A 24,298-nucleotide genomic window follows, 5' to 3' on the forward strand; every position below is an offset into this window, starting at 1 on the left:
TTATCGTTATTCTAGTTTCAGGGACAAAAGCTGGGTGCCGACCCGTGGCTTGCCTTGTTTGCTGGCCTGGCGCAGGCGTTTGAGCACTTGCGCAAGCTGCCCGGCTTGCCATCCGGACTGATGCCTGCCGAAGCGACTGGCCATCAACTGGTTTATCGCCTCATTCAACTCTGCATCGCCAAGCTGTTGCTGGCAGTCTGCCAGACTGCCGCCGTTGTCCAGGATCCGGCCCAGCCAGGCAGGCAGATACTCCAGTGTTGCCTGGGCATCCTGGCTTCTGACGGCCTTGTACAGTTTGTTCCACAATTGTTCTTCTTCGGCCGGCAGCGAGTCTGTTGCTGCTGTTCTGGCCGCTTTCGATCCCCTGCTGTGACTCTGCCACCACCAGGCGAACAGGGTCAACAGCCACAGGACGAGCAGCAGGTAACTGCTGACGGACCACCATGAAGAGCTCTTTGTCGCTGGCAGTGAAGTGTTCCTGTCAGACTCCGAGCCTTCTTCTGCCTGGGAGGCTGGCGGCTCTGTCGCCGGCGGAATGCTCCCCAGAGTATTACTGCCAGGCAGCGCGGGCAGGACTTCCAGTGTCTTGGCCGGCACAGTGGCGTACTCTGTCTTTTTGGTGACAATGTTGAACCAGGGCACCCTGACTGCCGGCAATTCAAGCTTTCCGGCCCGGGATGGAATGATGGCGATGGACTCGACCCGTTGGGCCACCAGTGTCTCGTCCTTTTCCACGGCACTGTTGTTGGCCTGATCCGGATAGGTCTTGACCGAATCCGGATAGTCGCTGGCAAGCTCAGGCAATTGCTCCTCCGTGACCCCAAGGGCTGTCAGCGTCAGTGTGCGGGTAACGGGCTCTCCCACCCTGATAGCCTGACCGGCCGATTGCCACTCCTCATGCAGTTCCACATATTCGCTGGGCAACCAGTGGTGGGGGTAGTTAGCCGGAACGGGCAGAACCTCCACCTCAATATCCGGACCTGCACGGGTTATGGTACGGGTTTGATTGAAAAATCCGAACGACTGATTGTTCCGCTCTATGACTTCGCCCTCAAACAGGGGGCCTTCAATCTGAAACTGACCGCTGGAGTGGGGGATAATGGCAAAGCGTCGTTCGATAATACGGTAACGCTGACCGTCAATAATCTCCGAGTACTCCTTGTCCTTGCCTACCTGGCGAATATCGGCACCGCTGAGTTTGGGGGCTGCCAGACTGCCGCGCTGAAGATCTCGGGCCAGGTGCAGTTTGACGCGATAATGAATCTGTTGCTGCACGTGGACCTGCTTGAGATCTGTCTCGGTGGTGATAAAGATTTCCCGGCTCTGGTTACGGGTGGCCTGGCTGACCGGCAACACGGTCAGGCTGATGGGCTGACTTTTTTGGCCCTGGATCTCAAAGCTGGGGATCTGATAACGGCCAGGCTGTCGGGGAATCAGATGGGTGGTCCAGGTGGTGGTGCGGGTCATGTCGAAATTGACGATTTTTGTCTGCGTGCTGACCGAGGTCCTTCCTGTTACAAAGTCCTTCAGCAAAGGAGACGGATCGAACAGATTATTGTCCACCGCGTCATTGGCGGTCACCGTCAGGACAATGCCTTCATCTACCATGGCGGGATTCTTGTCCACCGAGGCCGTGACTTCGGTGACATCGGCATACAACGCTGTGCTGAAGGCCAGGCATAACAAGCCTATGGCCTGAGTGAGTAGACGGGAATAGATTTTCACATTCATCTGCATTACCAGTTCCTTTGCAACTGATTGGGTAGGGATTGGCGTCTGCGCTGCTGATGTTCCAGCATCATTTTGCGCTTAAGCAGGTAAGCCGGATCATCCGGAACCTTACGCAACAGGTTCTGCAAACGCTGTTGCTCTTCCCGCTCCTGTTCACTCATCTGCGCTTCCTGAGCCTCGGCCTGTTGCTGTTCTCCCTGCTGCTCTTCATCTAACGACTGTTGGATCTGCTGTTCCTCTGGTTGTTTCTGCTCGGCCTCCTGCTGATCACCCCCTTCGGGCTGTTCACTTTGCTGTGGGTCATTTGGTTGCTGATCCTGGGTCCCTTCTCCCTGACTGTTTTGTCCGTCCTGGTTTGGTTGGTTCTGTTCACCATCCTGTTGCTGCTGCTCAGACTGTTGCTGATTTTGCTGCTGATCCTGTTTTTGTTTCTGCTGCATCTGCTCCAGTAAGGCTTTGTTGGCCTTGGCATCGCTGTGCTCAGGTTGCTGTTCCAGCACCTTGTCGTAGGCGGCGATGGCCTTGTCCAGTTCGCCAAGACGGGCCAGGGCATTGCCCTGGTTATACCAGGACTGCACAGAATCCACTTGCGACCAGCTATCAAGGGCGGCTTCGTAGTCACCGGCCCGGTAATGGGCGCTGCCCTGCCAGAGCGGGTCGTCAAAAGATTTGGCGGCCTGTAGGTATTGTTCCTGCGCAAAAGCCTGTTGACCCTGCTGGTCGGGTCGTTGCCACAGGTCGTCCCACCAGCTTGCCTGTGCTTTGGGGCTGTGCATGAAGGATAACAACAAGCCGGTAAACAGTAGACTCAGTATCCCCTTACGAAAGGCATAGGCGGCCAGTGGAACCAGCAGCAACAGCAGATAGGGACCGGCTTCGCGCCACTGGTCGCCGCCTTGTTGCTGTTCTCCCTCCTGGGTGTCCCTGGAGAGCAAGTCCTGGCTGACCAGATAGTCAATATCCCTGTCACTGGCCTGCAAGGGAGCATAACGACCACCGCCCTTTTGCGCGAGCAGGCGCAAATTGGCTTCATCCAGGCGAGGCACCACGATAGAGCCGCTGCTGTCTTTCATCAGTTCACCGTTGGCCAGTTTGATTGGAGCACCCGCTTCGGTGCCGACCGCCAGGATGGACAGGCGGTAAGGACTGGCACTGATCAACTGACTGATAGGCGCCACCTGGCTGGGTTCCACTCCGTCAGTCAGCCAGAAAATCTCGCCCTGCTGATAGCCGGCATTGGCCAGCAGTTCCACGGCCAGCGCCAGGCCCAGCTCCGGTTCGCTGCCCTGTACCGGCATGATTTCAGGGGACAGGGAGGGTACCAGGCTGGCCAGGGTCTGACCGTCTGTGCTCAGGGGGCTGATGACAAACGCGTCGCCGGCATAGGCCACCAGGCCCGTTTCTCCCTCGGCAATAGCCTCGATAAGGTCCATGGCCTTGTAGCGGGCACGGGTCAGTCTGTCCGGCGTCAGATCGGTGGCGCGCATGGACAGGGACATATCCATCACCACCACCTTACCGGTATGCAGCTGATAGACCGGCTGGGGTAACCGTTCCCAGGTTGGGCCGGCCAGGGCAAGGGTGGCCAGCAACCAGCCTAACGCCAGCAGGAACAGGGGGGGGCGTCCACGGGCGGCCCCATCGGCAGTGACAAGCTGCTTGTAAAGGTGGCCGGCCAGGACCCCCTGCCAACCCGACTGATGGCGATTGAGATAGCGGATGGACCAGAGCAGCAGTAATAACGGAATCAATATCAGCAGCCAGCCTGGGCGCAAAAAATGAAATTGACTGAAGTCCATCACAGGGCTTTTCTCCTGCTCACAGACCACCAACTGAACAGGGAAGGCAGGCAAATCAGTACACTGAGCAACAACCCGGTCGCCAACGGATAGAAAAACAGCGCACTTTGGGGGCGCATCTGACGGCTTTCCCGTTCCACCGGCTCCAGCTCGTCGAGCCTGGCATAGATGGCTTCCAGGCTTTGCGTATCCCTGGCACGGAAGTACTGGCCGCCGGTGCTTTGTGCCAGGGTGGTGAGCATTTCCTCGTCCAGTTCCTGAGAAGGGTTGACCCGGCGGTTGCCGAAAAAGCTCTGTACCAGCATCTGGTCCGCACCCACGCCTATGGTGTAGATGGTCACGTCATGGGCAACGGCCAGTTCGTTAGCCTGCTTGGGAGAAATATTGCCCGCGGTATTCTGACCATCGGTGAGCAGAATCAACACCTTGTTGGAATCCTTGCGCGTCTCGAAACGTTTTACCGCCAGACCGATGGCATCGCCTATGGCGGTCTGTTCACCGACCAGGCCGATGACCGCCTCATCCAGTAGCTGGGCGACTGTCTCCCGATCGTAGGTCAGGGGGGCCTGCAGATAGGCTGTGTCGGCAAATAGGATCAGTCCCAGCCTGTCGCCTATGCGGCGCTCAATAAAGTCGCCCAGCACATGCTTGATCATCATCAGCCGGTCAGCCTGGCGACCGTTCACCTGCATGTCTTCCACTTTCATACTGCCGGACAGGTCTACCGCAATCATCAGATCCCGGCCTTCGGCCGGTACATTCACCGGTTCCCCCAGCCATTGCGGGCGTGCGGCAGCGAGAATCAGGCAAAGCCAGGCCAGACTCGCCAGCAACAGCCGGCCACGATTGGACGCCACTTTTTGTTCAGACACTGAGAATTCCTGGCCCACCTTTGGCACCCTGAGAGCTGCGCTCTGGGCGCGTTGTCTGGCAGGCATCAGTCGGATCAGCAAAGGCAGGGGCAGCAGCACCAGTGCCCACCACCAGGCAAATTCAAACATGGAGGTCCTCCTCGAGCCTGGAGGTTTTTACCGGCAAGGCCTGTCTGATCCAGTTTCTGACCAGTTCACGGCTTGCCCTGGCATCCAGTGCGGCGGACTCAGGACGATAGAGGCTTGCCAGCAAAGGACGATAGCCTTGTATAAAATCTTCGCGGCGTTTTTTCGGCAGCAGACGGGCAAGAAAAGCCAGCCAGGCCTGATCATGCAACGAAGCGCTGCTCTCCCTGGGCAGATAGCTGATCGTCAGCCGTTTGAGCAGCCCATTGACTTGTGCCGGCCAGTCCGGCCGCTGGTAATCGATCTGCTCCAGTTCCTCAAGGGCCTGACGGGTAGCCAGCCGCTGTCTGCGGCGGCGTTTCAGCGCGATAAAGGAAAAGAACAGCAGGCCGAGGATCAGCAGCGCCAGTAACCACCAGCCATACGCGGGAGGCCAGGCGTCCACGGCCTCGGGCAGGTGAATGTCCCTGAGTTGTTCGAGCGGGCTCATATCCTGTTTCCCAATTGCAGTTCCAGGGGCAGGGCGCTGGAGATTGGCAGTACCTGGCATCGACATTGTTTTAGAAGACTGATCATCTGTGATTGTTTTTGTTCATGGACCTGCTGATAGTTTTGTGCGAGGCGCTTCTCGCCCAGCACCAGCGAACGGGTTTGCCGGCCGTCCGTGACGCTGACCTCCTGAGGAACGCGGACGCTGGGCAGGGCATGCTCGAAAGGGTCGCTGATGGGGTAAGCCACCAGTTCACAATGCCTGGACAGGCGGAACAAATGCTGTTTGGCGGATTCATCCAACTGACCAAAGTCACTGACCAGGAAGATCAGGCTGCCAGGCCGGGCCAGGCGCCTGAGTCTGGCACAGGCATCGGCGAAGTTCAGTGTCTGGGGCTTGTCCGGCTGGGGCTGATGCAACTGCATCAGGCCCTTGAGCAAAGTTAGTACCGCTTTTTGCCGGGTCAGGGGCTTGAACTCCAGGTGTTGGTCCTGGTTATAGATCAGTCCGCCGATGCGATCTCCGCGTTTGCGCGCCGACCAGGCAATCAGGGCGGTCAGGTGCGCCGCTTGCACAGACTTGAACAAAAAACGGGTGCCAAAGTGCATATCCGCTGACAGATCGGTCAGCACAAAGACGGGCCGCTCCTTCTCTTCCCGGTACAATTTGGTGTGGGTCTTTCCCGTCCTTGCCGTGACCCGCCAGTCGATGGCGCGAATATCGTCCCCTGGCTGATAGTGGCGGGCCTCATCAAACTCCATGCCCCGGCCCTTGGTTTTTGCCAGATAAGTCCCTGCCAGTTTGGCCTGAATGGTCTTACCAGGGGACAAATCCAACAGACTGGTCTTGGACTGATAATACAGAAGCTCGCTTACGGCCAAATGGACACCGTCACTGTGGTGTGTTTTAAGCCAATGCGCCACATCCTCTTGCGTGTGAGATTGCATACTGCCCACTTTCAGGTTCCCGACAGACAAGGTCAGGGTACCGGTACCAGTTCCAGAATCCGGTCCAGAACCTGGTTGCAGCTGATCCCTTCGGCTTCGGCGTCGTAACTGAGTAGCAGTCGATGCCTGAGAACATTGTGAAACACGGCCTGGATATCATCCGGTCCGACAAAATCCCGTCCCGATAGCCAGGCATGGGCCCGGGCGCATCGATCCAGGGCGATGGTAGCCCTGGGGCTGGCGCCATACTCGATCCAGTTGGCCAGATTCTTATCCAGCGCTGCGGGTTTGCGGGTAGCGATAATAAGTTGCACCAGATACTGTTCCAGCGCTTCGGCCAGATGGATTTTCAGTATGGCCGCCCGGGCGGCAAAAATATCCTGCTGACTGAGATTGGGAGGCGATACCTGTTGTTGGTGCAGGGCCTCGTTGCGAGTCAGGCGCAAGATAGACAACTCGGTATCCGCCCCAGGGTAATCTATTTCCAGATGCATCAGGAAGCGATCCAACTGGGCCTCCGGCAGGGGATAGGTTCCTTCCTGCTCAATGGGGTTCTGCGTGGCCATAACCAGAAACAGTTCGGGCAGGGGATAGGTCCGGTTGCCCACCGTAATCTGCCGTTCAGCCATGGCCTCCAACAACGCAGACTGGACCTTGGCCGGGGCGCGGTTAATCTCATCCGCCAGCACCAGATTGTGGAATAGTGGACCCTGTTGGAAGGCGAAGCTGCCATCTTCCGGCCGGTAGATGTCGGTACCGGTCAGATCTGCCGGCAACAAGTCCGGGGTAAACTGCACCCGGTGAAAATCTCCCTCAATTCCCTTGGCCAGCGCATTGACGGCGCGGGTCTTGGCCAGGCCCGGCGGACCTTCCACCAGCAAATGGCCGTCGGCCAGCAGGGCAATAAGAATATTGCGGGTAAGGGTGGACTGACCCAGGACCTGGGAATCGAGATAGGCCTGTAGTTGTTTGAATTGTTCGGCTGCCATTGTCCTTCCATTAATCTGATTGGGTCACCAGGGCGACCATAACTGCGACCGGGAATCATTCCTGTGGAAAAAAGCCCAGTCAATCCGGCCACTTGGCCGCGAGCAAGAATGAATCCCTTTGAGGTTCATGTCTATATAGGGTTCCCTGACCGAAATACAATGTTACAGAATCCTGCCAGTGACAGAGCAGACACCTGCGGTAATCCGTCTGACAGAGTTGGAACCATCGGCAGTGCCCATAATGTGGATCTATATTTCCTTTTTTAACAATAGGTTAGCTTGCAAAGGATAACTTTATTCATTGAGTTGGTTAATTAGTATGCGCTTTCTAAACCCTTTGCGTAATCTTGTCAGCGTCAACCAAACCAGGAGCAACAGCATGACTAAATTTGACGCTATCAAAAGCAAAGTAAACGATGCGGAAGACTTCGCCCGTAAGATCTGGCTGGCCGGCCTGGGTGCCTACGGCAAGAGCATCGACGAGGTGCAGGGGCGCTACGAAAAACTGAACACTGACGCCTCCAAAGTATTCGATGAGCTGGTGGAAAAAGGCAGCAAGATTGAAGCCGAAACCAAAGACAAGATCAAGGAAAAGACCAATGTCGAAGCCCGCGTTGCCGAAGTACGCAAAAAGCTGGGCCTGGACAAGCCGGAAATGGAGCAGAAAGTCGATGAGCTGTCAGCCAAGATTGATGCCCTGACCCTGGCAGTGGCCAAGCTGGCCGAGAAAAAGGTTAAAGCCTGACAGTGACGGCCTGGTCTTTAACCAGGCTGTGTTTTTCCGGACAGCTCTGGCGCTCATCATCTAATCACTCGGTGCTCATGCGCACTAACGATTAATCTGACTGGTATAAGGAGAGCAGCATGAAAGACATCAAAAAAATTGAACAGACTGGCCGTAAGACCTGGCTGGCTGGCCTTGGCACGGTGGGCAAAGGCAAAGAGGCCACTGCCCAGAGCCTGGATCAATTTGCGGATGACGCAAATCATACCTTCAGTGCCTTGATCGAACGCGGTATTCAGGTCGAGGATACATTGAAAGAGCGTTTCCAGTTGCCCCAGTGGCTTAACCAGCGCATTGCAGCCATACGCCATCGTCTGGCCCCGGGGCAGGATGAATTGGAGCAGGTCACCGAGAGGCTGGATGAAACGCTGAAATTGCTGGATAAGCTGGTGGCGGTGGAAGCAGAACGTATCAAGCGGGTCGAGGCGGCAACCAGCCAGGTGCCTGCTGAAAACACCAAGAAACCGGCGACCCGTCGCACTGCCGCTCGCTCTCAGTCCACCTCGGCCAAACCCGCTGTTGAGGCCAAGGAAGGGACGGGGGCCCCTGCGTCTAAGCAAAACGCTGCGCCGGCCAGCACCAGGCGCAAGACAACTGCCCAGCGCAAGGGTGCCAGCAGCACGGCGACAAAAAATTAGACAGACAGGAAGTCAGGACCGGGCCAGAGCCCGGTTTTTTTATTGGTATTACTTGCCCCGTCAGCTCGCTCATCCGGGATCAGCCGCTGACCAGTCGCAGTTTCTCAGGATGGCTTGACAGAATCCGGGCTTCCCGGGCCTTGAGCAGCGTCAGGTAGTGGCGGAAATGCTTGCTTATCTGCGTGCTGCGTTTGATCAGGTCGAGCTGTGACCAGGTGGCCCTTTCACCGCTTTTTATCAAATCTCTGATGCTCTGTTCACTGGGATTGGCCAGCAGGTATTTCAGACTGCTGAGGTTGCGCTGTGGCAGGATATTCACGTCGCCTACATATTGCTGGTCAATAATGGAACGCAACTTGTGTATGCCCAGTTTGGCCGCTTTGCCCGGTACCATATTTTCCAACACATCAAAGGCATAGATGCTGTTGCTCTTGGCCAGATTGGTCAGGTGCCGCTTGGTCAGGGCCAGCAGCCCTTTACTGTGCTGTTTGCGCCTGGACAGGAAAGGGACCGCCAGGGGATTGGTCTGGCTGACAATACTGTGATTCACTCCGTACAATCTGGCCAGGCGTGTAAAGGGTAAATCTGCCATCAGCGAGCCGTCGGCAAACTTGCGGTTGGGGATGTAAGGCACAATATCCCCCGCCTGGTTGCGGGCTTTGAGCTGAACCGGTGCGAACACCAGTGGAATGGCGCAGGAAGCCCGAACCGCCTGGGTAATGATGGCATTGGGGGAAGTTTTGGTATTGAGCAGTCTGGAATACTGATGCAGATCGGCCGGTGATACGGTAATGGTCACATGACGCCCGGTCAGTCGGTAGGCATCCTCGAACGTCACCAGGTCAAAGAGTTCAATCAGGGCATTTTCAAGATTGGTGCTGTCCAGCCAGGAACCCTTACCGGGACCGCGCCACATGCTCCATTTGTTGAAGCGCTCGAAGATGGCTTCGGCCGATAGCATCTCACCCAACTGGTCATCGGAACGTGTCGCAGCCAATGCGGCGACAATGGAGCCGGCACTGGCCCCTGAGATCACATTGGGCAGCAGCTCATGTTCCAGCAAGGAGCGGACCACCCCACAATGAAAGAAGCCAAGGCCAGCTCCCCCGCTCAGCATCAGACAACTCTGGCCATAGGCGTAGCTGGTTTCTTCAAAGAATGACAACTTCTCATGAAAGTCGATGTCCTTCTCATCGGCGTTGTAGATAAATTCCAGGGCTGAGCAGACCTCATCGAGAAATTCCTGAATCAGGTACTTGGTGCCGACTTTGGCATGATTGCCCAGCAGTGGATTGGAAATATTGGCCAGATTACCGTGGATCCCCTCGTGCAGGATAAACATGAGACCGGCTGCGTCCTGATTGGCTTTGGCAGTCTTGATGCGCTGCACCCGTTTCTGGATCAGCCTGTAGTCATAGTCGGGGGACTTGTCCTCGGCTTTCCATTCTTCGGCTCCGGATAGCTCGTCATGGGCGAGACTGGCCTGCAGAAACTCGGTGTAACTTTCCGCATTTTCGATCGCAAGCTCTAACTGATTGAGTTGTTTCTTGTTTGCCACCTACTGCACCCTGATAGACTGATTCCGCTTCTGCCAGCACAGAGGACGGATAAATGATACCCTGATCAAATGCTAAAAAATTTGAAACGGCAACCTAATTCCAATGCTTTGGAGTGCGCCGGCGTCATTTGGTTGCATGGCCCTGAAACCGCCGGAGTTTTTAGATTGACCATTCTAACTTCTCTGGTTAGCCTGATTTCAAGCCGCCAGAATCCACAACAACAGGCCCCAACACACTGATATGGAATGGAACCTTCACACTCTGACGTTGCTGTCGATCCCGCTGATCAGTGCCTTAGTGGGCTGGTTTACCAATTTCCTGGCGGTTAAAATGATGTTCTATCCGCTGGAGTTTGTCGGCATTCGGCCTTTTCTGGGCTGGCAGGGCCTGATCCCGGCCAAGCGGCGTAAAATGGCCGAGATCGAGGTGGAACTGGTGCTGGGCAAGTTGCTCAGCGTTGAAGAGATCGTTAACCGCCTGGATGCGGTGCAGTTGACCCTGGCCATCGAGCGGCGACTCAAGCAGGTACTCAGACGCATCGTCAATGAAGTAATGCAGGAGTCGGCTCCCACCCTCTGGTCTGCGTTACCGGTGCAGGGCAAGAACCTGGTTTACCAGCGCATTGAAATGGACATTCCCAATGTGGTGGCTAAGATGGTGCGGGATTTCCAGCAGAATATCGGCGAAATACTGGATATTCGTGAGCTGGTCATTGAGCACCTGGCTGATGATCCTGAACTTATCAATGAGATTTTTCTCAAGTCCGGCGCCAAGGAGTTTCCTTTCATCGAGCGTTCTGGTCTGTATTTCGGTTTCCTGTTCGGTCTGCCCACCATGTTTATCTGGCACTACATGCAGAACTGGTGGATCCTGCCCCTTGGAGGATTAATTGTCGGTTACGCCACCAACTGGATCGCCATCAAGATTATCTTCGAGCCCAAGCGTCCCACCAAAGTAGGGGGCTTTACCATCCAGGGCATGTTTCTCAAGCGGCAAAAAGAAGTGTCACGTGTGTACGCTGAAATTATTGAGAAGAAACTGCTCAATTCACAAAGTATTACCCGCGCCATCCTAAAGGGCTCCGGCTCGGCGCAATTGCTGGAACTCATTGAACTGCACGTGAATGACGCCATCGAGCGCTATGTGGCGGTAGCGCAGCCCTATTTTGCCCTGTCGGTGGGCTCGAAGGACTATTTCGCCATGAAGGAACTGGCCATCAAGCGCCTGTTTGATGACTCGGACAAATTTCTCCATTATGCCCATGGCTATGCGAACCAGGCCCTGAGTATTGGCAGCGATCTGCGCCAGAAGATGGAAGCCCTCAGTCCTGAGGAGTTTGAAGGTGTTCTGAGGCCAGCCTACAAGCAGGATGAATGGAAGCTTATTGTCGTGGGGGCGTTGCTGGGGATGGCCGCCGGGTTTGCCCAGTTGTACTTTGTCTTCGGCGGCCTGTAATAAGTCTATTTGCGCAGAAGGGCCATACCCAGGCTGTCGATGTAGACAGTCGTCAGCCCTTCGTAACCTGAATCGGTGCCAATAAACAGCCAGATGCTCCCCTCGGCGGTCGAGGTGAACTCCAGGCGGTTCTGGCTGGTGGTCTGCAGACGCTTGCTGGCAAATACCTCTCCACTGCAATCGCTGTGCTCGGCAGCCACATTGCCTATTACGTTGGCATTCTGGCCGCCGTTTGACTGATTGCCTTTGTCCAGATTCAGGTAGTAGTCGACCTGCCGTGGTTCGTTTTCGCCAAAGCCGAACTTCACATACACAGATTCGCCCGGCGCCCCGCCGACTCCCACACAGTCCTCACCGGCGTTGGACAAAAAGGTCATATCCAGTGTGGCAATATAGCGGGTGCTGGGCTCCAGGCCGGTGACCTTGCCTTTGATGTACATAAAAAGATCATCGCTGCGGTTCATTCCCGACAGCATGAACCCCTGCTTCTGACTGTCGGTTGGCAATGTCTTCAGTCCGGATTCAAGTTCATAGGAGTCTGCGTTGTCTGCAGGGTAATCCGAAAAGCCGGCCATCCAGCCGTGGCTGGTCTGTTCAAAGTCAAAGTTCAGCGCCTTGTCGCGGTTACCGTCATCGTCGCTGCCTAAGTCCAGTTGGCAGGCGGACAAGCCCAGACAGGTCAAAAGTGCAATGGCAATAGGTTTACTCATGGGAGTTCCTGATGGTTGGTTTTACTGCATGGTAGAGAGCTGACCCTGTGCTTTGCTGTATCAAATGTTAAATACGCGGCTACAAATTGTATCTGACCGGACTGCCTATGCGGCTGCGAATGAAAATAACAGTTGCCAGCATGGGGGAGGGTGGTTAAGTTGCCTGTTTTTCAGCGCAGGGAAAGTGGATGAAAGCCGTTACAGTATTTCTCGTCAGTATTAGTATTCTTTTCAGCAATACCGTCCGGGCAGAGGGGCCGGTTTGGAAGATCAGCAAGGGGGACTCGCATCTCTATCTAGCCGGTACGCTGCACCTCCTGACGAGGCAGGACTATCCATTGCCATCAGGTTTCGACAGGGCCTATCAGGAGGCCGGCACCCTGGTCTTTGAAACGGATTTGCGCAGCTTTTCCGAGCCATCCTTCCAGCAACAGATGATGCAGCGCATGCAACTGCCTGAAGGGAAGACTCTGTCAGATGTGCTCGGCAGCGAGACTTTGCAGTCGTTGCAAGCACACCTGGACAGTCGTCAGCTGCCTTATGCATCGGTCGCCCGGTTCAAAATCTCATTTCTGGTGCTGACCCTGTCGATGCTGGAAATGCGCCGCCTGGGCTTTGATCAGCAGGGAGTGGATCAGTTCTACCTGGAACAGGCCCATAGGGAGAACAAAAATCTGGGCTTTCTTGAGACACCCGAACAGCAACTGGCGTACCTGCTGAGTCTTGGTGAAGGGCAGAAAGAAGCCTGGGTGAAGTACACCCTGGAGGAACTGCAGGAATTGCCCACCATACTGACCTCCCTTCAGGAGGCTTGGCGGCAGGCGGATCTCGACGCCCTTGACGACCAGGGACTGCGCCCCATGAAGGAGGACTACCCTGAGTTGTATCAGACCCTGATGGTCGACAGGAATCAGCTCTGGCTGCCCCAGTTAAGGCAGATGCTGGACACTCCACAGGTGGAACTGGTGCTGGTAGGGGCGTTGCATCTGGTGGGGGAGGTGGGACTGCTGGCTGAATTGTCTGACTTGGGTTATCAGGTGGAGAAAATTTGATTCCGGCAGTTTAAATAACCCACAGTTACAGGTAGTCTGGCTTTTAATCGCTCCGTATCGGGATCAGGCGTGGCCAATAAAACTGCAGAACGGATCCTGCTTACCAGCCTTGAGCTGTTCAACCAGCATGGTGAAGCCTCGGTAACCAGTGTCGATATTGCACTGGAACTGGATATCAGTCCGGGTAATCTCTATTACCACTTCAAGGGCAAGGAAGTGATCGTGCTGGCGCTGTTTGATATGTACCGCCAACAGCTAAAACGGCTGCTGGCTGCACCTGATCATCAGTTTACCCTCGAAGAGTTCTTTTATTTCCTTTATCTGCTGCTGGATGCCATCGCCACCTTCAGGTTTTTGTATCGCAATCCGGCTGATCTGATGGAGAAATATCCGGAGCTGGCCCGCAGCTTCAAGGCACTTATCCAGAACATGGAAGACGCCTTGCTGGCGTTGCTGAGTCAGTTTCAAGGTTCGGGCAGCCTGACTCTGGCCGCGCAACAATTGCCCCTGCTTGCCGAACAGTTGGGCTTGGTATTCAGCCAAGCCGCCAACTATTATCTGCTCAAGGGCCAGTCCGTGGACAGCACGACATTCAGCCAGAAGACCCTGATGGTATTGCTGTTTCTGCTCAAGCCTCACATGGATGCCGGACAGGCGCAACTGGCCGAGTTGGAACATTGGATCCAGGCAGGACAGTTTGGCCAACCCAGCGGGAGTGATGCCGAATGACGCGCAAGATTAGTTTTTTGGATCGGGCATTCTGGATCACAGAGTCACAGGACAATCCCAAACACGTGGCCTGTCTGCAACTGCTTGAACTGCCCGGGAGTGCAGATGGGCAGTATCTGGACCGACTGGTGGATGAATTGCGGGGATTTGATCAGCCCACCAGTCCCTTCAATACCGTAGTGAACTCTTTCTGGCGTTTTCCTTTGTCCCTGAAACTGGCCGACAGTCTGGATATGCAGTACCACGTGCAGTGCCACCAGATTGAGGATGTGAGGGACAAATCCCAGCTCAACCAGTTTGTCGCCAGATTGCACGAGCCCTGTCTGGACAGGGACAAACCGCTTTGGCAGTACCATCTGATTAAAAGCCGCCAGGGTAATCAGTTCGCTATCTACGTGAAAATTCACCATATGTATGGAGATGGGGCGGCGCTGCTGCGCTGGTTTCAGGCAGGCTATCTGGAATCTCCTCAAGCTCACGGATTCTCCCCAGTATGGGCGGTGCCCAAGCCTTTTCGGGATAAACCACGGGGTAAATGGTTCCACAGCCTGTTTTCACAGTTATGGCACTTTACCCTGACGGTGGTGGACTTGTGCTGGATCCTTTTCCGGCTGCTCGTCAAACTGCTGCGGATCAATAGTCATTACATGCCGGTGCCTTTTTCCGGCACCAAGACGGTGCTGACCGGCCAGGTAAGACGGGGCAGGGTGGTGGCCACCACAGATCTGGATTTCAAACGCGTGCAGGCGCTGGCAAAACGTATGCGAGCCTCTGCCAATGAAATATTGCTTTGTTGTTTTGATATCGGTGTGCACAGGTTCCTGCATGACTACGGCCACAGTTTCAAGCGTGCCCTGTATACCAATATGCCCATAAACCTGCGAAAACCCGGCGAGCACAGCTCGGGAAACAAGATTGCCATTGTGCCGGTGCGCCTGGCGCACGGAGAGATGGATCCCTATCTGCGTCTTCGGCAGATCATCGAGAATCATCGTATCGTCAAGAATGCGGCCAAGCGCTCGGAACCGGGTGCCTTCAGCTACTACACCATTCTGATTCAGTCGGTGGCATTGGTTTTTGAACTGCTGCACATATCCGACTGGTTTCGCCCCATCGCCAATATCCTGATCTCCAATGTGCCTGGTCCCCAGCAGACCCGTTATCTGAAAGATGCCAGGCTGCTTGCAGCCTATCCTATCTCCACCATTACGCCAGGAGGGGGCGTTAATATTACACTGCTGACCTATGACCAGACCGCCAATATTGGGCTGGTCTGCTGCAACACCCACATCGATTCCCTGGAGAAAATGGCCGGTTATTTCAACGACGCCTTCGATATGCTGGAAAAATGTGCGGACGATCCGTCACTGACCATTGCCGATATCGGCGAACGGGTTGATGAGGATATCAAGTCGGTAGTGGATGACGATCCGCCCCAGGATCATGACACCCCTGTTCAACAATCTCATTAGGAGCCACAGAATATGCGTAACTTGGCAATCAGTCTTTCCGTGCTAGCAATCTTCGGCTGTACCTCGGTTGAATCCCAGCCAGGGACAGAACAAATCAGGCTGTTGTCCAGCACAGAGGCAGCCCAGTGCAAGAAGCTGGGGCAGGCGAATGCACAGGTCACAGATAAAATCGCCTTTTTTGAACGTGACGAGGAAAAAGTGGCGGCGGAGCTGCTGACCCTGGCCCGCAATGAAGCACTGAAACTGGGGGGCAACGGCCTGCTTGCGGCCAGTGAAATTCGCCATGGCAGCCGACAGTACTTTGTCTACCTGTGCCCCCACTCCTGAGGGTGAGTCAGGGGTGAAAAATAAACAGCAATCGTCCCTCTTTCACTTCCACCTTCTGACCCAGTTCGGCAAACAAACGTTCATCCAGTGAGGTTTCATCCAGCCGGTACTCCAGTTTGCCCTGACTGAGCGTCTGTGCCAGTTGATTCTCAATCTGATTTTTATGGTAATCCAGCACCCGCTGCTTACTGCCAGAAAGGTAGAGCTGCAGATAGTCCCGCAGATCCGCATAGATGCCACCCTGGGAAAGAAGATCCAGGGCATTGCCCAGGGTTGAGTTGAGCAGATTGCCTACTGAGCCCGGCAGAATGCGGCTCAACAGGTTTCTTCCGTCCTTTAACAGCAGATAATCGTCCTGGATAAGTTGAATGGTGTCTATTTGAATATCGGTCGGGCGCAGGGAGCGACTACTCCGGTTGAATTCTGGCCTGGCGCCGACCAGTACGCGAAGGTGTGCCTGATAAAGCCGGTTGGCCATCACATCCAGTTTCAGGTCGCAATACAGTTCCAACTGTATGTCGTTGGACCTAAGGGCCAGTTTCGCCTTCAAAATTTTCAGCAGGCCTTTGCCGGCCGGCACCTCCAACAGCAGTTCGAGGGGTAAGCCGGGAGTCAGCAGCTCATTCAGCTCCTGCTCGTCCAGGCTGAAGTGGCGCAAACGCTTCCATTTTACCAGGCAGGTCATAAAGAAGTATTGCAACCGGCTGATCCAACTGAGGGGGTGGGGCAATGGGCTTCTCCGTAGCTGATAGAGGGATTGATTTAAGCTGCTGTTATTGCTTGGAAAACAGGCAATAAACTCTGGCTTTTTAGCATTTTATCAACAATATTGTAACTTGCTTACCGGCTGGCTATGACCACCGACTGACCATAACAACAACAGGGGAAGGTCCGTATTATGTTTATCCCAAGCATTCTACTCAAGCAACTTTACAATCGCGGCAGCCTCACCAACCTGGGCAATGGGGTGCGCTTTTCGCTGAAGAACCGTCTCAAGGATGCGCAAGTCAAGGAAGTGCTGGAAATACGCATAGACAAACAGGTTGTGCCGAGCAACAAGATTTCACTGCAACTGGCTGATGGTCAGAAGCTCAGCCTGGGGGAGTTCAATGAACAGTCCAATCATGAGTTTCCACTAAGAAGCACTCTGTTTGTCTTTATTGAAAACTGCCAGCCTCTGCCGAAGGAAAAACATGAGATCCAGATCAGCTTCAAGGTTTCACCTTTCGGTACATTGAAATTTGAGGTGGAAGATGTGGTTACCGATGAGAAGGCGCCCTCCAATAAGATCCCACGAGACGAATTGGACGATTACGGTGAAGAGATCATCAAGAAGCGCCAGCAGTATTTTGAACAATTTTCAGGTGGCAAGATCAACCATGTGGGGCAGTACTCCATCGATCCCCATACCCTGCAGGGTAACATAGAGCATTTCATCGGGGTGGCCCAGGTTCCCATAGGTATCGCCGGACCCTTCAGGATCCTGGGCGAGCATGCCCAGGGTGAATTCATGGTACCGATGGCCACCACCGAAGGCACTTTGGTGGCCTCTTACAACCGGGGCATGAAATTGCTGAATATGAGTGGCGGGGTCAAGAGCACGGTGGTGGATGATGCCATGCAGCGGGCGCCGGTGTTTGTGTTTGAAGACGCCCGGGGTGCGAGGGATTTTGTCGAGTGGATCAAGCTGAATATGGAGCAGATACGATCTGAGGCTGAAGCGACCTCGTCAGTGGCCAGGCTCACCTATATCGATCACTTTCTGTCGAATAAGTTTGCTTTTTTGCGTTTCAACTTCAAGACCGGCGATGCGGCGGGGCAGAACATGGTCGGCAGAGCCACCTTTGCCGCCTGCGGCTGGATATTGGATCATTATCAGGGCATCAAGAATTTTTACCTGGAGTCCAATTTTGCTACGGATAAAAAGGCCTCTCAAATCAATATTATGCGCACCCGTGGCAAGCGCGTGACCGCTGAGGTGACCATTAAGCGTGAGCATCTGCTGCAGGTCATGCGCGTCGACCCAAGACAGATCGATTACCACGGCCGGGTGGCGGGGGTCGGATCATTCCTCTCGGGTGTCAATAATACCGGCCTGCATTCGCCCAATGGCATTACGGCCATGTTTATTGCCACCGGCCAGGATGTGGCCAATGTGTCTGAGTCTTCAGCCGGGATCCTGTATTCCGAACTCACCGAGGATGGAGATCTGTACCTGTCCCTGACCATTCCCTCTTTGATTGTTGCATCCTATGGAGGCGGCACAGGCATTGGAACACAAAAAGAATGTCTGGAGCTTATGGGCTGCTATGGCCGAGACAAGGTGATGAAGTTTGCCGAGATAGTCGGCGCGGTGGCCCTGGCCGGAGAGATCTCTCTGGCTTCTGCAATCTCGTCCTCTGACTGGGTTTCGTCTCACGAACAATACGGCCGAAACCGCTGACACCAGGTAACTGCGACTCGGCGACAGGCGTTTTCTGTCCGTCGCCTTGTCATCCTAAGGCCATTCTCTGCTGATAATATAAATTTAGCCTGATCCGACTTTTTGGGCTGGATTAAGGCTCTGAATCCTCGTTTTTCTCTGGTAGACTGACTGGTACGATCTGTTGTGGCGGTACCAACTGGGCAGGGTTTTAGAGGGCAATGACAGCACATCAGCAACCACAATTTGACTATCTGGTCATCGGCGCAGGCTCGGCCGGTTCTGCCCTGGCTGCCCGGTTGTCGGAAAGCGCCATCCATTCAGTTTGCCTGATAGAAGCCGGCAGTCGGGACAGCAACCCCCTTATCCATATTCCCATGGGACTGGCGCTGCTAAGTCGCTTCAGGAGTATCAACTGGGGCTATCAGACTGAGCCACAGAAGCATTTGCACCATCGACAGCTTTATTGGCCTCGTGGCAAGACGCTGGGGGGCTCCAGTTCCATTAACGCCATGTGCTATATCCGTGGTGCAAGGCAGGATTATGACCACTGGGAGACATTGGGCGCCACGGGCTGGGACTGGGATTCAGTACTGCCTTATTTCAAGAAGGCTGAAGATCAGCAGCAGGGTGCAGATGACTGGCATGGGGTTGGCGGCCCGCTGTCCGTCAGCCAGCTTCGTTACCTCAATCCTTTGTCTGAGGCTTTTGTCGAGGCGGGGCAGCAGTCAGGCCTGAAAAAGCTGGCGGACTTTAATCTGGATGACAGGGAAGGGGTGGGAGCCTATCAGGTCACCCAGAAAGAAGGTCAGCGCTGCTCCGCTGCCAGGGCCTACCTGAGCGAAGCCCGTGGCCGGGCCAATCTTACCTTAAGAACTGCCGGCCATGTCACGCGGGTGCTGTTTGACGGTCAGCGGGCAGTGGGGGTGGAACTGCTCACCAAGCAGGGTAAGCAAAGCCTGTATGCAAAAAAAGAAGTGCTGCTTTGCGCCGGAGCCATCAATACGCCGCAATTGCTGATGTTATCTGGTATCGGGCCAGCCGGTCATTTACAGGAGGTAGGACTGCCCGTGTTGGCCGACTTGCCCGGTGTGGGTCAGAATCTTCAGGATCACCTGGACGCTATCGTGCAGTGCCAAAGTCGCAAGGCGGCCGGCTACGGGGTGGCGTTTGGCGCCATTCCCGATTATCTGAAAGGTGCCTGGCAATATCTGCGCAACCGCAGTGGCATGGTATCGAGCAATATTGCCGAGACTGGGGGCTTTGCCCGCAGCTCCCTGGCCGACGACCTGCCGGATCTGCAATTTCATTTTATTCCCGCTATTTTGCAGGATCACGGTCGTACCCTGGTGCACGGCTATGGCTATGGGCTGCATGTTTGCTGCCTGTATCCGAAAAGTCGCGGCCAGATACGGTTGGCCTCGGCAGATCCCACCGCTGCGCCTCTTATCGATCCCAATTATCTGGATAATGCCTACGACAGACAGGTGATGCTGGACGGGGTTAAGTTGGCCAGAGAGATTCTCGCTGCGCCGGCTTTCAGTGCTTACCAGAGCCGGGAATTGCTGCCAGGCAATGAGATCCGGTCTGACGAAGACTTGCTGGATTTTATCCGGGCCAAGTCAGAAACCATCTATCACCCGGTCGGCACCTGCAGGATGGGAACACCACAGGACAGCATGGCCGTAGTAGATGCCAGCCTCAGGGTCAGGGGGGTGGAGGGGTTGCGAGTAGTGGATGCCTCTGTGATGCCGACTCTCATTGGCGGCAATACCAACGCGCCTGTGATCATGATCGCCGAGAAAGCCGCAGACATGATTCTGGCTGACAGTTGAATTCTCATAAAAATCAGACACAAAAGACTACAGACCGGGCATGGCGGATAATGACGCCTCGACTAGAATTTGAATTTTATCCATCAGCTTGTACAATCCGCCCAGACAGGTCAGACCACTAGAAGGAAACAGAATGCCAGGTATCAAGAACTTCACCGAACACAAAGTGACGACCCATAAAGGGGACAGGATCGCTATTGTGGCCGGCCTGCGTACGCCATTCGCCAAAATGGCCACCTATTTTCATGGGGTGCCAGCGGTCGATTTGGGCAAGATGGTGGTCAACGAATTGCTGATCCGAAACAACGTGGATCCCAAGTGGATTGACCAGTTGGTGTACGGGCAGGTCGTGCAGATGCCTGAGGCGCCAAATATTGCCCGGGAAATAGTACTGGGTACGGGCATGAATGTGCACACGGACGCCTACAGCGTTTCGCGCGCCTGTGCCACCAGTTTCCAGGCCACCGTAAACATTGCCGAAGCCATGATGTGCGGCAACATTGAAATCGGGGTGGCAGGTGGTGCCGATTCCACCTCAGTCTCTCCAATTGGCGTCTCCAAAAAACTGGCCAGGGCACTGGTGGATCTGCAGAAGACCAAAACACTGGGCCAGAAGTGGAATGTTCTTAAACACCTGCGTCCTAAAGACTTACTGCCGGTACCGCCTGCCGTGGCCGAGTATTCCACAGGACTGTCCATGGGCGATACGGCGGAACAGATGGCTAAAACCCATCAGATCAGCCGTGCGGAACAGGATGCCCTGGCCCATCGTTCACACAGTAATGCGGCCAGCAGTTGGAAAGAGGGCAAATTGGCCGCTGAAGTGATGACTGCCTATGCCGAACCTTTCAAGGGGGCCTTGGAACAGGACAATAACATCCGTTTCGACTCCAATCTGGAAAGCTATGCCAAGCTCAGGCCGGTGTTTGATCGTAAGCACGGTACCGTCACCGCAGCCAATGCCACCCCACTGACGGATGGGGCCTCCGCCGTGCTGATGATGACTGAAAGTCAGGCCAGAGCCTTGGGTTATAAGCCGCTGGGCTTTATTAAAAGCTATGCCTTTGCCGCCATTGATGTCTGGGAAGATATGCTGATGGGCCCTTCCTATGCCACCCCCATTGCATTGGACCGTGCCGGCATGGCACTGGGCGATCTGACCCTGATTGAAATGCACGAAGCCTTTGCCGCCCAGACCCTGGCCAATATCAAGATGTTCGCTTCTGACAAATTCGCGAAGGAGAAATTGGGCCGTGACAAGGCTACCGGCGAGATAGACATGGATAAATTCAATGTGATGGGCAGTTCCATCGCCTACGGTCACCCCTTTGCTGCCACCGGCACCCGCATGATTACCCAGATGCTGAATGAGCTGAACCGCCGTGGTGGTGGCACCGGCCTGGTGACCGCCTGTGCCGCAGGTGGCCTGGGTGCCGCCATGATCCTGGAAACCGAGTAAGGAGAGCAATATGACAGAAGTGACCAGCGCATTTTCCCTTGAGCGCCGTGATGATGGTATTGCCGTCCTGATCATGGATGTACCCGGCGAGAGCATGAATACCCTCAAGGCAGAGTTTGCCGAACAGATTGCCGAACAACTGGATGAAATCGAAAAGGATAACAGTATCAAAGGCCTGGTGATTGCCAGCGGCAAGCCTTCCTCCTTTGTGGCAGGCGCTGATATCAGTATGCTGGCTGGCTGTGAGTCAGCCCAGGATGCCGAGGCCTTGTCCCGGTCCGGCCAGCAGATGTTCCAGCGTATTGAAGATATGAAGATTCCGGTGGTTGCGGCCATCCACGGACCCGCACTCGGGGGCGGACTGGAGCTGGCCCTGTGCTGCCATTACCGGGTTTGCAGCCTGGATGACAAGACTGTCCTGGGCCTGCCTGAAGTACAATTGGGATTGTTGCCTGGCAGCGGTGGCACGCAAAGACTTCCCAGGTTGATCGGCATCCAGAAAGCCATGACCATGATGCTGACCGGGAAGCAGCTTAGACCCAAACAGGCACTGCGGGACGGCCTGGTGGACGATGCCGTGCCACATTCCATCCTGATGGCAGTCGCCCTCGAATATGCCGCGAAGCGCAAACCGAAACGGGAAGGCCCTAAATTGAGCCTGGTTAACAAGGCGTTGGAGCGCACACCTTTTGGTCGTAACTTTTTGTTCAGCCAGGCCCGCAAGCAAACCAGCGCCAGGACCCGGGGTAATTATCCGGCTCCGGAGCGAATTATCGACTGCATTGAAGCGGGTGTTGGCAGCTCCAATGGTTATCAAACAGAAGCCAGGTACTTCGGCCAGTTGGTGATGACGCCGGAATCCCGCCAGTTGCGTAATATCTTCTTTGCCACCACAGAAATGAAGAAGGAAACCGGGGTGGCCGGAGTCAAACCGGCCAAGATTGCCAAGACCGCGGTACTTGGCGGTGGCCTGATGGGGGGAGGCATTGCTTATGTTACTGCGAGCAAAGCGGGGTTGCCGGTGCGCATCAAGGATATTCGCAGTGAGGGAATCGCCCATGCGATGAAGTACAGCTATGACCTGCTGATTAAGAAGGTCAAACGCCGTTTTATGCGTAAGTCAGAAATGCAGAAGCAACTCTCTTTGCTGACGGGTACCACCGATTATTCGGGATTTGCCGATGTGGACTTGGTCATTGAGGCGGTATTTGAAGATCTCAGTCTGAAGCAACAAATGGTGGCGGATATTGAGCAGCATGCCAGGCAAAGCACCATCTTTGCGACTAATACCTCTTCCATACCCATCAATCAGATTGCCGCCAAGGCTGAGCGTCCTGAGCAGGTGATTGGCCTGCATTACTTTTCACCAGTGGATAAAATGCCCCTTGCCGAGGTCATTGCCCATACCGGAACCTCCGATGAAACCATTTCCACCACGGTGGATTTTGCCCGCCGGCAAGGCAAGACGCCCATAGTGGTGAAGGATGGAGCGGGTTTCTACGTGAATCGGATCCTGGCCCCCTATATGAATGAAGCGGCCTGTATTCTGCTCGCAGGTGAGCCGATTGAACAGATAGATAAAGCCCTGTTGAACTTTGGCTTCCCGGTGGGACCAATGAAACTGCTCGATGAAGTGGGAATCGATATTGGCGCCAAGATTTCCCCCATTCTTGAGAAGGAACTGGGCGAGCGCTTCAGGGCGCCGGAAGCGTTCGAAAAACTGCTGGCCGATGACCGCAAAGGCAAAAAGAACAAGAAAGGCCTGTATCTGTACTCTGGCAGAAAGCCCGGCAAGGACGTGGATGACTCTGTTTATTCGCTGCTTGGCATCAGTCCGGCGCAGAAGTTCAGCCATGATCAGATTGCCGAGCGCTGTCTGTTGCTGATGCTGAACGAGGCTGCCATGTGTCTGGCCGAAGAGGTCATTCGCAGCCCCAGAGACGGCGACATTGGTGCCATCTTCGGAATCGGCTTCCCGCCTTTCCTGGGCGGACCATTCCGTTATATGGACAGTCTGGGTATCAAACATGTGGTAGCCAGGCTGGAACATTATCAGGGGCTCTATGGCGATAAGTTTGCCCCAGCCAAGGTGTTGAAGGAGATGGTGGAGCAGGATAAAACCTTTTACTCCTGATCCTCTGACTGTTTGTTTTACAGGGAGCCGGCGTATGCCGGCTTTTTTGTGTAGGGTTTTAACTCCGCCGATTCGAAGTAGAGTGGCCCTTCGGTTAACATAACTTTAACAAATAAAAACTGGCTTTATTATAACCAATCAGTATAATCTGCCGCCAATCTGGACAGGCTGTCCGCATTTCCTGAAACAGTTTAGAAAGAAGTTGGAGGACTGATGTTCACTGCCTTGATACTTTGCCTGCTAAGCGGCATTTTCTATTATGTGGAAGCCTTCAGGACCGGTTTGTCGGCCAAGCGCTGGGGCCTCGCCGGTTTGTTGATGGGTCCCTTATTATTGCCTCTGTTCAATATCAAGCAGCATATGGCATTGAGAAAAGCGAGAGGATTCGGCTCCGTCTATCTGAATGCCTGAAGCGTTAGCTGCTTCTGAAAAAAGAAAAAGAGAGCCCCGCTCTCTTTTTTTAATTCCACTTTCCACCAACAACTGCTTTGGTGGTGACGTTATCCTACAGTCAGCGACTGCTGAACAACTTCTTATGCTTAGATGCGAACTGAACCTGGTTTCCAGATTTGAGTAACGGGTGCATTAGCCTTGGCTGGAGCCTTGGCGCCATCGGCAGCCTTATCAGCAACTGGAGCGGCGGTAGTCAGTACAAGAGCCATTGCATAAGCTTTCAACATGTCGTTTTCTCCTAGTGGGTTAAGTGTGAATCCAGTCAGATGACTGTTCCCCCTAGCAATAGCGAATGCCGTGCCACTTCTATAACTT

At 54.7% G+C, this 24,298-nt stretch carries 22 protein-coding genes; 12 read left to right on the top strand and 10 right to left on the bottom strand.

Going from position 1 to position 24,298, the window contains the following annotated elements:
* Positions 1–6 precede the first annotated feature (6 nt).
* The 6 genes from J0A66_RS16000 to J0A66_RS16025 are packed head-to-tail and all read right to left on the bottom strand — an operon-like array spanning position 7 to position 6,954.
* Complete coding sequence (locus J0A66_RS16000) at positions 7–1,737, bottom strand: BatD family protein (RefSeq protein WP_206574852.1); 1,731 nt, start codon at positions 1,735–1,737, stop codon at positions 7–9.
* Entirely contained in the window at positions 1,737–3,530 is a 1,794-nt protein-coding gene (locus tag J0A66_RS16005; protein ID WP_206574853.1) for a VWA domain-containing protein, read from the bottom strand. Before J0A66_RS16005 ends, J0A66_RS16000 begins: the two co-directional genes overlap by 1 nt.
* The gene (locus tag J0A66_RS16010; RefSeq protein WP_206574854.1) at positions 3,530–4,531 is read right to left on the bottom strand and encodes a vWA domain-containing protein; all 1,002 of its coding nucleotides are present in this window, start codon (positions 4,529–4,531) and stop codon (positions 3,530–3,532) included. Before J0A66_RS16010 ends, J0A66_RS16005 begins: the two co-directional genes overlap by 1 nt.
* Positions 4,524–5,018: a DUF4381 domain-containing protein gene (locus J0A66_RS16015; protein ID WP_206574855.1), complete on the bottom strand. Its 495-nt coding sequence runs from the start codon at positions 5,016–5,018 to the stop codon at positions 4,524–4,526. The genes J0A66_RS16010 and J0A66_RS16015 overlap by 8 nt, the downstream gene beginning before the upstream one ends.
* Positions 5,015–5,965, bottom strand: coding sequence for a DUF58 domain-containing protein (locus J0A66_RS16020; RefSeq protein WP_206574856.1), 951 nt, complete (start codon positions 5,963–5,965; stop codon positions 5,015–5,017). The genes J0A66_RS16015 and J0A66_RS16020 overlap by 4 nt, the downstream gene beginning before the upstream one ends.
* A 32-nt stretch (positions 5,966–5,997) precedes the next feature.
* Positions 5,998–6,954: an AAA family ATPase gene (locus J0A66_RS16025; RefSeq protein WP_206574857.1), complete on the bottom strand. Its 957-nt coding sequence runs from the start codon at positions 6,952–6,954 to the stop codon at positions 5,998–6,000.
* Between the two features lie 379 nt (positions 6,955–7,333).
* Here J0A66_RS16025 and J0A66_RS16030 point away from each other — a divergent pair, with 379 nt between their 5' ends.
* Together J0A66_RS16030 and J0A66_RS16035 are read left to right on the top strand one after the other, a co-directional pair.
* On the top strand, positions 7,334–7,699 hold the full coding sequence (locus tag J0A66_RS16030) for a phasin-related domain-containing protein (RefSeq protein WP_206574858.1): 366 nt from the start codon (positions 7,334–7,336) through the stop codon (positions 7,697–7,699).
* Positions 7,700–7,818: 119 nt separating this feature from the next.
* Positions 7,819–8,376 (top strand): hypothetical protein, encoded by a 558-nt coding sequence (locus tag J0A66_RS16035; RefSeq protein ID WP_206574859.1) that lies wholly within the window; start codon positions 7,819–7,821, stop codon positions 8,374–8,376.
* Between the two features lie 79 nt (positions 8,377–8,455).
* Here the strand turns inward: J0A66_RS16035 and J0A66_RS16040 are convergent, their stop codons facing one another.
* On the bottom strand, positions 8,456–9,934 hold the full coding sequence (locus J0A66_RS16040; protein WP_206574860.1) for a DUF3336 domain-containing protein: 1,479 nt from the start codon (positions 9,932–9,934) through the stop codon (positions 8,456–8,458).
* Positions 9,935–10,175: 241 nt separating this feature from the next.
* Between J0A66_RS16040 and J0A66_RS16045 the strand changes: the two genes are divergently transcribed.
* Positions 10,176–11,390, top strand: coding sequence for a DUF445 domain-containing protein (locus tag J0A66_RS16045; RefSeq protein WP_206574861.1), 1,215 nt, complete (start codon positions 10,176–10,178; stop codon positions 11,388–11,390).
* Positions 11,391–11,395: 5 nt separating this feature from the next.
* Here the strand turns inward: J0A66_RS16045 and J0A66_RS16050 are convergent, their stop codons facing one another.
* Positions 11,396–12,100, bottom strand: coding sequence for a hypothetical protein (locus J0A66_RS16050; protein WP_206574862.1), 705 nt, complete (start codon positions 12,098–12,100; stop codon positions 11,396–11,398).
* 188 nt (positions 12,101–12,288) lie between these two features.
* Between J0A66_RS16050 and J0A66_RS16055 the strand changes: the two genes are divergently transcribed.
* From J0A66_RS16055 to J0A66_RS16070, 4 genes are all read left to right on the top strand, one after another.
* Positions 12,289–13,152, top strand: a complete 864-nt coding sequence (locus J0A66_RS16055; RefSeq protein WP_206574863.1) for a TraB/GumN family protein — start codon at positions 12,289–12,291, stop codon at positions 13,150–13,152.
* A gap of 69 nt (positions 13,153–13,221) precedes the next feature.
* Entirely contained in the window at positions 13,222–13,881 is a 660-nt protein-coding gene (locus J0A66_RS16060) for a TetR/AcrR family transcriptional regulator (protein ID WP_206574864.1), read from the top strand.
* Positions 13,878–15,353: a wax ester/triacylglycerol synthase domain-containing protein gene (locus J0A66_RS16065; RefSeq protein ID WP_206574865.1), complete on the top strand. Its 1,476-nt coding sequence runs from the start codon at positions 13,878–13,880 to the stop codon at positions 15,351–15,353. Before J0A66_RS16060 ends, J0A66_RS16065 begins: the two co-directional genes overlap by 4 nt.
* A 12-nt stretch (positions 15,354–15,365) precedes the next feature.
* On the top strand, positions 15,366–15,680 hold the full coding sequence (locus J0A66_RS16070; RefSeq protein WP_206574866.1) for a DUF4156 domain-containing protein: 315 nt from the start codon (positions 15,366–15,368) through the stop codon (positions 15,678–15,680).
* 7 nt (positions 15,681–15,687) lie between these two features.
* Here J0A66_RS16070 and J0A66_RS16075 read toward each other — a convergent pair whose 3' ends face one another.
* Positions 15,688–16,410 (bottom strand): hypothetical protein, encoded by a 723-nt coding sequence (locus tag J0A66_RS16075; RefSeq protein WP_206574867.1) that lies wholly within the window; start codon positions 16,408–16,410, stop codon positions 15,688–15,690.
* Positions 16,411–16,578: 168 nt separating this feature from the next.
* On the opposite strand from J0A66_RS16075, the gene J0A66_RS16080 reads away from it, so the two are divergent.
* The 5 genes from J0A66_RS16080 to J0A66_RS16100 all read left to right on the top strand — a co-directional run bounded on the left by J0A66_RS16080 (position 16,579) and on the right by J0A66_RS16100 (position 23,941).
* On the top strand, positions 16,579–18,123 hold the full coding sequence (locus tag J0A66_RS16080; protein WP_206574868.1) for a hydroxymethylglutaryl-coenzyme A reductase family protein: 1,545 nt from the start codon (positions 16,579–16,581) through the stop codon (positions 18,121–18,123).
* Positions 18,124–18,323: 200 nt separating this feature from the next.
* Complete coding sequence (locus tag J0A66_RS16085) at positions 18,324–19,937, top strand: GMC family oxidoreductase (protein ID WP_206574869.1); 1,614 nt, start codon at positions 18,324–18,326, stop codon at positions 19,935–19,937.
* 133 nt (positions 19,938–20,070) lie between these two features.
* Complete coding sequence (gene fadI, locus J0A66_RS16090; RefSeq protein WP_206574870.1) at positions 20,071–21,396, top strand: acetyl-CoA C-acyltransferase FadI; 1,326 nt, start codon at positions 20,071–20,073, stop codon at positions 21,394–21,396.
* Between the two features lie 10 nt (positions 21,397–21,406).
* Positions 21,407–23,530: a fatty acid oxidation complex subunit alpha FadJ gene (gene fadJ / locus J0A66_RS16095; RefSeq protein ID WP_206574871.1), complete on the top strand. Its 2,124-nt coding sequence runs from the start codon at positions 21,407–21,409 to the stop codon at positions 23,528–23,530.
* A gap of 213 nt (positions 23,531–23,743) precedes the next feature.
* Complete coding sequence (locus J0A66_RS16100) at positions 23,744–23,941, top strand: hypothetical protein (protein WP_206574872.1); 198 nt, start codon at positions 23,744–23,746, stop codon at positions 23,939–23,941.
* 128 nt (positions 23,942–24,069) lie between these two features.
* Here the strand turns inward: J0A66_RS16100 and J0A66_RS16105 are convergent, their stop codons facing one another.
* Positions 24,070–24,210 carry a hypothetical protein gene (locus J0A66_RS16105; RefSeq protein WP_206574873.1) on the bottom strand — a complete coding sequence of 47 codons (141 nt, stop codon included), beginning with the start codon at positions 24,208–24,210 and terminating at the stop codon, positions 24,070–24,072.
* Between the last annotated feature and the right edge of the window lie 88 nt (positions 24,211–24,298).

This window comes from Bowmanella dokdonensis (assembly GCF_017254865.1).
In the GTDB taxonomy this organism is placed as follows: Bacteria; Pseudomonadota; Gammaproteobacteria; order Enterobacterales; family Alteromonadaceae; genus Bowmanella; species Bowmanella dokdonensis.